The following is a 7,836-nucleotide window of genomic DNA, read 5'->3' as shown; positions in this document are numbered from 1 at the left end:
CGTTCGAGGAACGCGCTCAGGACAGCAGCCCCGCGCGGTACGCCAGCACCGCGGCCTGGACCCGGCTGTCCGTGCCTGTCTTCTCCAGGATGGCGCTGACGTGGGTCTTCACCGTGCCCAGACCGATGTTCAGCTCCTGGCCGATCTCCCCGTTCGCCAGGCCGCGGCCCAGCAGCGCGAGGACGTCGCGCTCCCGGCCCGTGAGCGCCGCCAGCCGCCGCTCGGGGTCGGCGTCGGAGGCGGCCCCGGACGCCTTCCCGGTCCCCGGCGTACCGGCGGCGCCGCCCAGCATGCGCGCGATGACGGTGCCGGTGACTCCGGGGGAGAGGACCGCGTCGCCCGTCGCGGCGGCCCGCACCGCGCTGATCAGCTCCTGCGGGCCCTCGTCCTTGAGGAGGAAGCCGGTGGCACCTGACCGCAGCGCGCGGGTCACGTTCTCCTCGTCGCCGAACGTGGTCAGCATGACGACCTGCGGCCGTGGCCGGAGAGCCAGCAGCCGCTCGACGGTGGCGAGCCCGTCGAGCACGGGCATCCGGATGTCGATCAGCGCCACATCGGGACATGTCTCGGCGGCGACCCGCACCGCCTCCTCACCGTTTCTCGCCTCGCCGACCACCTCGATGCCGTCGGCATGCCGCAGGATCAGCCGGACGCCGTGCCGGATCATCTCCTCGTCGTCCGCGAGCATGACCCTGACGGGGTGGTCGTCGGACGGAGGAAGCTCGGTCATATCGGTGCTCTCGGTCAAGGGGACTCCCACGGTGGTGTCTGCGACACCACCGGAACGGTGAAGCGGTCGATCGCGGCCAACGTGTCGCCGCGGAAACAGTACCGGGTGATCCTGAGGTGGCCCGGGCCCTCCACGGGGTCGGGGTCGGTGGCGTCCGCGGGCTCCCCGGATGCCGAGCCCCCGCCCCCGCCCTTGCCCTCGGCCGACGGCTCGAAGTCCTCGAGGGGCACCATCGGATAGAGGCAGTCCGACACGCCCTTCGGACGGCGTGGTTCGTGGCCCGTCGCCGCCGCGCGCGCCGTGGTGTCGTCCCCGTACACGGAGTCCTCCACCTTCTCGCGGGACATCCCGACCCGGGGCTCCTCGGGTTCGGGCGGCGCGGGCTGCGGGACCGCCGCGCTGACGAGGAGGAGGCCGCCCAGCATCATCACGCCCACCCCGGCGAGGCCGAGAAACCCGGTGAGGACACGCACGGTTCTCGGCCGACGGACGCCGGGGGCTGGGTGCTCGGAGCCGGACGGGTCCGACGAGGCCGACGGGTCCGGTGCGCCCGGCGACATGTGTGACGGTGCGTCAGACCGGGCCGCACCCGCACCCGCACCCCCACCCGCACCCCCACCCGCACCTGTCCCCGCCCCCGGCTCCGGCCGCGCGGGCATCCGTGCCGTCACGGTGAAGCCCCCGGCCGCCGTCGGGCCCGTCTCCAGGGTGCCGCCGAGCAGCGTCACGCGTTCCCGCAGCCCGACGAGGCCGCGCCCCGAGCCCAGTCCTGTGACGGCCTCCGGGGCCTGGGGCGGGAGCCCGTTGCGTACGAGTACCGTCACCTGGCCGTCGGTGTGGGTGACCGTCACGGTGACATGTGCTCCGGTGGCGTACCGGTGCACGTTGGTCAGGGACTCGCGCACCACGCGGTGGACCGCGCGCCGCACCTGGGCCGGACGCTCGTCCAGGTCGGGGCCCTCCCAGACGAGGTCGACGGGGATGCTCCCGGACCGCGACTCCTCCGCCAGCGCCTCCACGTCGGACCGCGTACCCGTGGCATCCGTCAGCGTCCCGCTCCCGGTGTCGTCCCGGCCCAGCGGGCCCAGGACACCCAGCACCTCGCGCAGCTCCCGCATCGCGTCCCCGGTGGCCCGGCGCACCAGGACCGCCTCCTCGCGCAGCTCGGGCGACTCGTTCCGCAGCGCCATCTCCAGGCCACCCGTGTGCAGCGAGATCAGGCTGAGCCGGTGGCCGACCAGATCGTGCATCTCGGCGGCGATCCGCGACCGCTCCTGTGTCCGCGACTCGCGGTCCACGAGACGGCGTGCCGCCTCCGCGGCGGCGGCCCGCTCCTGGAGCGCCCGCAGCAACCGCTCCTGCTGCCCGCCCGAGGCGCCCACCAGCGCCGGGACCAGCAGAGTGGTGGCGGCGAGCACGCCGCCGAGCGTGAGACCCAACGCGTGGCCGCCGAGCCCGGTGGCCTGGGCGAAGACGGTGCTGACCAGCATCGTCGCCCCGGCCGATGCGAGCAGCACGGCGGTCCGGTGCCGTGGGACGACCAGGTGCTTGGCCGTGGTGTACGCGATCACGGCGGCAGGCAGCCCGGCCCCTGGCAGCACGCCCAGGACGGCGGCGGCACCCAGCAGACTCGCGCGAGGGAAGCGGCGCCGGACGGCGAGCGGAACGAGGGCGGCGGCACCCAGGAGGAACTGAACCCAGCCGGGCACGTCGGCCAGACCGTCCAGGAGCATCTGCGTGAGGAGTATCAGCAGCGCGCCGCCGGTCACTTCCGTGAGGGCGCGCCATCGCCCCCTCCCCTGTTCGCCAGGGGCCGCGAAGACGCTTCGGGAGGTGAGGGACATCGGTCCATTGTCGGGGGCGGGTGCGCGTGTCCTCTGCGACTTGCGGATGAGGGGGTGCTCGGCCGAAAGCCAGAGGTCCGCTGCCTGCGGGAGCGTGCCGCGCGGTGCTTCGTGCGGCGGCGACCGGTGCCGCGACGCGACGTCAGCACGGTCACGAGGTCAGCACGGTCGCGAGGCCACACGGTCACACGGTCACGTGGAGCCGTTCACCCGGATCAGGGTCTGCTGCCCGTTCGCCACGAGCTTCCGCCGCCCCTCCTGGAGACCGAACACCTCCAACTGGCACACGGTCAGGGTGCGCCCGGACTTCAGCACCGTTCCCACCGCCTCGATGTGCTCACCGACGGCGGGCGCGAGGAGGTTGATCTTGTACTCGACGGTGAGCACGTCCGTGTCCTCGGGGAACAGGGTGAAGGCGGCGTAGCCACCGGCGCTGTCCGCGATCGCGCTGGTGGCCCCGGCGTGGAAGTAGCCGTGCTGCTGCGTCACTTCCGGCCGGTTCGGGAGGACGATATGGACGCGCCCTGGCTCGACACGTGTGATCCGGGCACCGAGATGACGCATCAGGCCCTGACGCCCGAAGCTCTCCCGGATCCGCGCCTCCGTCTCCGGACTCGCCTGCTCCTGCCGCTTCCCGTTCTCCTGCTCGGTCCGGTCTTCCACGTTCTCTCCTCGTGCGGACGTCATCGTGTGTGTGCGCGGAGCGTGGCGGGCCGGTCCGTCGGCCGACGAGGCGTTCCCCCGAGCGGGAGCCCGCCGATGGCGATCATCATGGCACCGGAGAGGGGAACGGCCCCCGGGACGCCGCCACATGGCGGCCCGTCGTCGCGAAGTTCCCTCGTGGACAACCGTGGACAACGTATTGCCCGGCGCGACGAGGAGGACTACGGTCTGATCGTATACGACGTATGATATTCCACTGGAGGGTCAGTGCCCCTGCCCGCATTCAGCCCGGGAGCATTGCCGTCGCGCACAGCCCATGTGCTCGCGGCCATCAAGGCGGCCATCCTCAATGGGCAGTTCACACCGGGCACGCCCCTGGTCGAGAGTGAGCTGGCAGGCCGTTTCCAGGTGTCGAAGACACCGGTGCGCGAGGCATTGAAGGCCCTGGAGGGCTCGGGGCTCGTCGACATCCGGCCCTACACCGGTACCACCGTCCGCGCGTTGACCCAGGAGGACGCGCTCGCGCTCTACGACATGCGCCTGCTGCTCGAACCGGAAGCGGTGCGGCGCGGCGTCGCCGCTGGCGGGGACTTCTCCGAGGCGGCCCAGGCGCTGGAGGAGGCCGCGCGGGCCGAGGACGCCTCGTCGCGCAGCACCGCCAACCGGGACTTCCACCGCGGCCTCTACGCGGGCTGCGGCAACCCCTTGCTGGTCCGCACCCTCGACGGGCTGCGCGACCAGACGGCCCTGGTGTCCGCCTCCTCCTGGGCCCGCATGCCGTCCTGGGACGAGGAGGCCCGCGAACACGCCGCGATCCTCGACCAGGTCCGCGCGGGCGACGCCGAGAAGGCCGCCGCACTCGTCCGGCGCCACATCGAGGGATTCGTGGCCCGGCATCTGAAGAAGGAGGCGCCCGCTCACTGACGCCACCCCATGCCCACCACATGAGTGGAAAGAGGCGCGGCCCGTTCACCGCCAAGATCCCAGGCCGCACCTCAGAGATCCACGCTCCCCGATGGGGAGCGCTTCCGTTACTCACCAGGAGCAACGATGCCCCAGTCTAACGGGCGCGTGCCCGTCCCGGCCGTGCCCGAGCACACCCCCGGGCCCGCCCATGAGCACGCCCCTGAACACACCCCTACGCACACCCCCGCGCACACCCGCGAGCGCAGCCACATGCGCTGGACGATCGTCGGCTTCTCGGCCCTCGGTCTGACGATCGCGTATCTCGACCGCGCGGCGCTCAGCGTCGCCATGCCCTTCATGTCCAAGGAATTCCACATCGGCCCCGCCGTGCAGGGGGTGCTGCTGTCGGCTTTCTTCTGGACCTACGCCCTCTTCCAGATACCGTCCGGCTGGCTGCTGGACCGGTTCGGGCCCCGGGTGATCTACCCCGTCGCCGTCGGCTGGTGGTCGGTCTGGACGGCCCTGACCGCCTTCGCGAACGGTGTCGGCTCGGTGGTGCTGTTCCGGCTCGGCCTGGGCGTCGGCGAGGCACCGGTACAGCCCGCGAACGTCAAGGTCGTCTCGCGCTGGTTCCCCCGCCGTGAACGGGCCTTCGCCTCCAGCCTGTTCGACATGGGCCAGCAGATCGGCACGGCGCTGTCCGTGCCCGTCGTGACCGGGCTGATCCTGCTCGGCGGGTGGCGCCTGTCCTTCATCGTGATCGGCGTCGCCGGTCTGCTCTGGATCCTCGGCTGGCTGGTGGTCTACCGCGAGCCCGAGCAGCACCCGCGTGTCTCCGCGCGCGAGCTGGCACACATCCGCTCCGACCAGGGCGAGATGGTGGCCGCCGACGGGCCGGGAGCGGCAGGCACCTCCGGCGCCGACGTGTCGTGGCGGCGGCTGCTGCGCGACAACCAGGTGTGGGCGCTGACCACGGGGTATGTCTTCCGCTCCCTCGCGGGCGCGTTCTTCCTCACCTGGTACCCGAGCTATCTCCTCGACGACCGGGGCTTCACCGAGGCCGAGTTCGGCATGGTCGGCTGGCTGCCCGCGGTCATCGCCATCGGGTCCACCGTCCTGGGCGGCATCGTCTCCGACCGGATGCTGGCGGCCGGGATCTCCACCAACCTGGCGCGGAAGGTCCCGATCGTCTCCGGGCTCGGCCTGAGCGCCTGCATCGGGTTCGCCCCCTTCATCGAGAGCAACCTCGTGCTGATGACCGTGCTGACCCTCAGCAACGCGGCACACTCCTTCGCCGGAGCGGCGATCCTGAGCCTGCCGGCCGAGGTCGCCTCGTCCCCGGCGACCGTCGGCTCGGTCGCCGGGTTCCAGAACTTCGGCTCCCAGCTCGGCAACCTGACCAGCCCGATCGTGATCGGCCTCTTCCTCACCGCCGGCGGCGGCTCCTACCTGGGCCCGCTGCTCGGCTCCGCCGCCTGCTGCCTCGTCAGCGCGGCCATCTACCTGTTCTGGGTGCACATCAAACCCGTCACCCCCGCCGACGCCGTCATCGCCCCCACCACCCCCGGACCGGGAAGGAACCCCGCGTGAGCACCACCCTGAACACCGAGGACCTCGTCGCACGGCTGAGCACCGTCATCGGGATCCCGGTCGTGCCCTACGGCGAGGACGGCCGTATCGACCACGCCCGCACCGCCGCGCTCGCAGCGCGACTGATCGCGAACGGGATCTCGGTGCTGACGCCCAACGGCAACACCGGGGAGTTCTACGCGCTCGCGCCCTCCGAGCGGCGGGAGGTGCTGACCACCGTCGTCGGGGCACGCACGGATGCGACGACCATCGTCGCCGGGGTCGGGTACGACGTCGCGACGGCCATCGACGACGCACGCTTCGCCCGCGAGTCCGGGGCCGACGCGATCATGATCCATCAGCCGGTGCTGCCGTATCTGGCCGCCGACGGATGGGTCGAGTACAACGCGGCGATAGCCGCCGCCGTACCCGGACTCGGCGTCCTGCCCTATCTGAGCAACCCGGCCGTCTCCGGCACATATGTCGCACGTCTCGCCGAGCGGGCACCCAACGTCGTCGGGCTGAAATATTCCGTACCGGACCCGGTCGTGTTCGCCACCACCCGCGCACAGGCTGGCGAGGGCCTGCTGTGGATCGCGGGCCTGGCCGAGTCCTACGCGCCCGCCTACTGGCAGGCCGGTGCCCGCGCCTTCACCTCGGGCCTCGTCAACGTCGCCCCTGCCGTGTCACTGCGGATGCTCGCGGCCTTGCGCGCCGGCGACTACGACGAGGCGGCCGACGTCTGGCGCGCCGTACGCCACTTCGAGGACCTGCGGGCCCGCGACCGCTCGGCCAACAACGTGTCCGTGGTCAAGGAGGCCATGCACCAGCTCGGGCTGTGCCGACGCGAGGTGCGCGCGCCCAGCCACGGCCTGACCCCGGAACTGGCCGCCGAGGTCACCGAGTCCATACGGCCCTGGCGCGCCCTCGTGCCCGCCCTCGACGCGACGGAGACGGAGCGGCAGCCCGCATGAGGATCGACACACTGCACACCTACCGGCAACGCGTCGGCGACCGCCCGCGCGTCCTCGTGAAGATCACCACCGACACCGGCCTCGCGGGCTGGTCCGAGGTCTACAACCACGGTCCCGACCTCGCCTACCCGCCCCTGCTCGACCACCTCTTCGCGCAGATCAAGGGCATGGACCCGCTGCGTCCCGCCGCCGTCAACCAGTTCCTGCTCCAGTCCTCCCGCTTCCCGCCGGGCGCGCTCGGCACGGCCGCCGTCGCCGCCATCGACCACGCGCTGTGGGACATCAACGGCAAGGCACTCGGAGTGCCCGTCTACCAACTGCTCGGCGGCGCGGTCCGCGACCGGGTGCGTGTCTACGCCGGGCTCTACTCGGCACCCGACCTCCCCGGACTGCGAGAGACGACCGGGGCACTGCACGAGCGGTTCGGCTTCACCGCGTTCAAGCTCAGCCCCTACCGGCGCGACCTGCACAGCACCCGCTACGGGCTGGTCATCCGCGCGCTGGGCGACTACTTCGGCCGGATCAGGGAGGAACTGCCCGAGGAGTGGGAGTTCGCCTTCGACGCGCACGCCTGCCTGTGGGAGCCGCGCCAGGCCGTCGAGCTGGGCGCGGCCCTCGCCCCGCACCAGCCGCTGTTCCTCGAAGAGCCCATCCGCCCCGAGCACATACCGTCCTGGGCCCGCATCAGGTCGGAACTCCAGGTGCCGCTGGCGACCGGCGAATCGCTCTACACCCCGCACGAGTTCCTCGCACTGCTCACCGCGGGCGGCACGGACATCGTGCAGCCCGACATCTGCGTCGTCGGCGGCCTGACCCAGATGGTCAAGATCGCCGCCCTCGCCGAGGCCCACTACGTCACGGTGGCCCCGCACAACCCGATGGGCCCGCTCGCCACCGCCGCGAACGTGCACTTCGCGGCGGCCACCACGAACTTCGGCATCCTGGAGTTCAAGCCCGACGACACCTCCTGGTGCCCCGACCCCTACCTCCCCGTCGACGGCCATCTGGAGCTGCGGCCCGACCGGCCGGGCTGGGGGATCGAGATCGACGAGGAGGCACTCGCCACCGACGACTGGGTCTCCTGGACCCGCCGGGTCCCGGTACGTGCGGACGGGTCAACGGCCTGGATGTAGGACCGGGACGCAGGTTC

General features: G+C 71.9%; 7 protein-coding genes. 4 read left to right on the top strand and 3 right to left on the bottom strand.

Translation table 11 applies throughout. The annotated features are described in order from the left end of the window. Nucleotides 1–16 precede the first annotated feature (16 nt). From ACWGJ2_RS02230 to ACWGJ2_RS02220, 3 genes are all read right to left on the bottom strand, one after another. Nucleotides 17–730: a response regulator gene (locus tag ACWGJ2_RS02230; protein WP_453344204.1), complete on the bottom strand. Its 714-nt coding sequence runs from the start codon at nt 728–730 to the stop codon at nt 17–19. A gap of 14 nt (nt 731–744) precedes the next feature. After that, entirely contained in the window at nt 745–2,574 is a 1,830-nt protein-coding gene (locus tag ACWGJ2_RS02225) for a sensor histidine kinase (protein ID WP_453344018.1), read from the bottom strand. Nucleotides 2,575–2,766: 192 nt separating this feature from the next. Then, nucleotides 2,767–3,138: a PaaI family thioesterase gene (locus ACWGJ2_RS02220; protein ID WP_453344203.1), complete on the bottom strand. Its 372-nt coding sequence runs from the start codon at nt 3,136–3,138 to the stop codon at nt 2,767–2,769. Between the two features lie 396 nt (nt 3,139–3,534). Here ACWGJ2_RS02220 and ACWGJ2_RS02215 point away from each other — a divergent pair, with 396 nt between their 5' ends. The 4 genes from ACWGJ2_RS02215 (at nt 3,535) to ACWGJ2_RS02200 (ending at nt 7,819) form a co-directional block, all read left to right on the top strand. Further along, nucleotides 3,535–4,161, top strand: a complete 627-nt coding sequence (locus ACWGJ2_RS02215; protein ID WP_453344017.1) for a GntR family transcriptional regulator — start codon at nt 3,535–3,537, stop codon at nt 4,159–4,161. A 126-nt stretch (nt 4,162–4,287) separates the two neighbouring features. Next, on the top strand, nt 4,288–5,733 hold the full coding sequence (locus ACWGJ2_RS02210) for an MFS transporter (RefSeq protein ID WP_453344016.1): 1,446 nt from the start codon (nt 4,288–4,290) through the stop codon (nt 5,731–5,733). Beyond that, nucleotides 5,730–6,686, top strand: a complete 957-nt coding sequence (locus ACWGJ2_RS02205; RefSeq protein ID WP_453344015.1) for a dihydrodipicolinate synthase family protein — start codon at nt 5,730–5,732, stop codon at nt 6,684–6,686. The genes ACWGJ2_RS02210 and ACWGJ2_RS02205 overlap by 4 nt, the downstream gene beginning before the upstream one ends. Next, on the top strand, nt 6,683–7,819 hold the full coding sequence (locus ACWGJ2_RS02200) for a mandelate racemase/muconate lactonizing enzyme family protein (protein ID WP_453344014.1): 1,137 nt from the start codon (nt 6,683–6,685) through the stop codon (nt 7,817–7,819). Before ACWGJ2_RS02205 ends, ACWGJ2_RS02200 begins: the two co-directional genes overlap by 4 nt. The last annotated feature ends 17 nt before the right edge of the window (nt 7,820–7,836 follow it).

It is taken from the genome of Streptomyces sp. NPDC054796 (assembly GCF_053611545.1).
This window is presented reverse-complemented; position numbering and strand designations above follow the sequence as displayed.

Coding starts and splice junctions, on each gene's coding strand:
- ACWGJ2_RS02230 (WP_453344204.1), bottom strand. CDS start 730: ATGACCGAGCTTCCTCCGTCCGACGACCACCCCGTCAGGGTCATGCTC.
- ACWGJ2_RS02210 (WP_453344016.1), top strand. CDS start 4,288: ATGCCCCAGTCTAACGGGCGCGTGCCCGTCCCGGCCGTGCCCGAGCAC.
- ACWGJ2_RS02225 (WP_453344018.1), bottom strand. CDS start 2,574: ATGTCCCTCACCTCCCGAAGCGTCTTCGCGGCCCCTGGCGAACAGGGG.
- ACWGJ2_RS02220 (WP_453344203.1), bottom strand. CDS start 3,138: ATGCGTCATCTCGGTGCCCGGATCACACGTGTCGAGCCAGGGCGCGTC.
- ACWGJ2_RS02200 (WP_453344014.1), top strand. CDS start 6,683: ATGAGGATCGACACACTGCACACCTACCGGCAACGCGTCGGCGACCGC.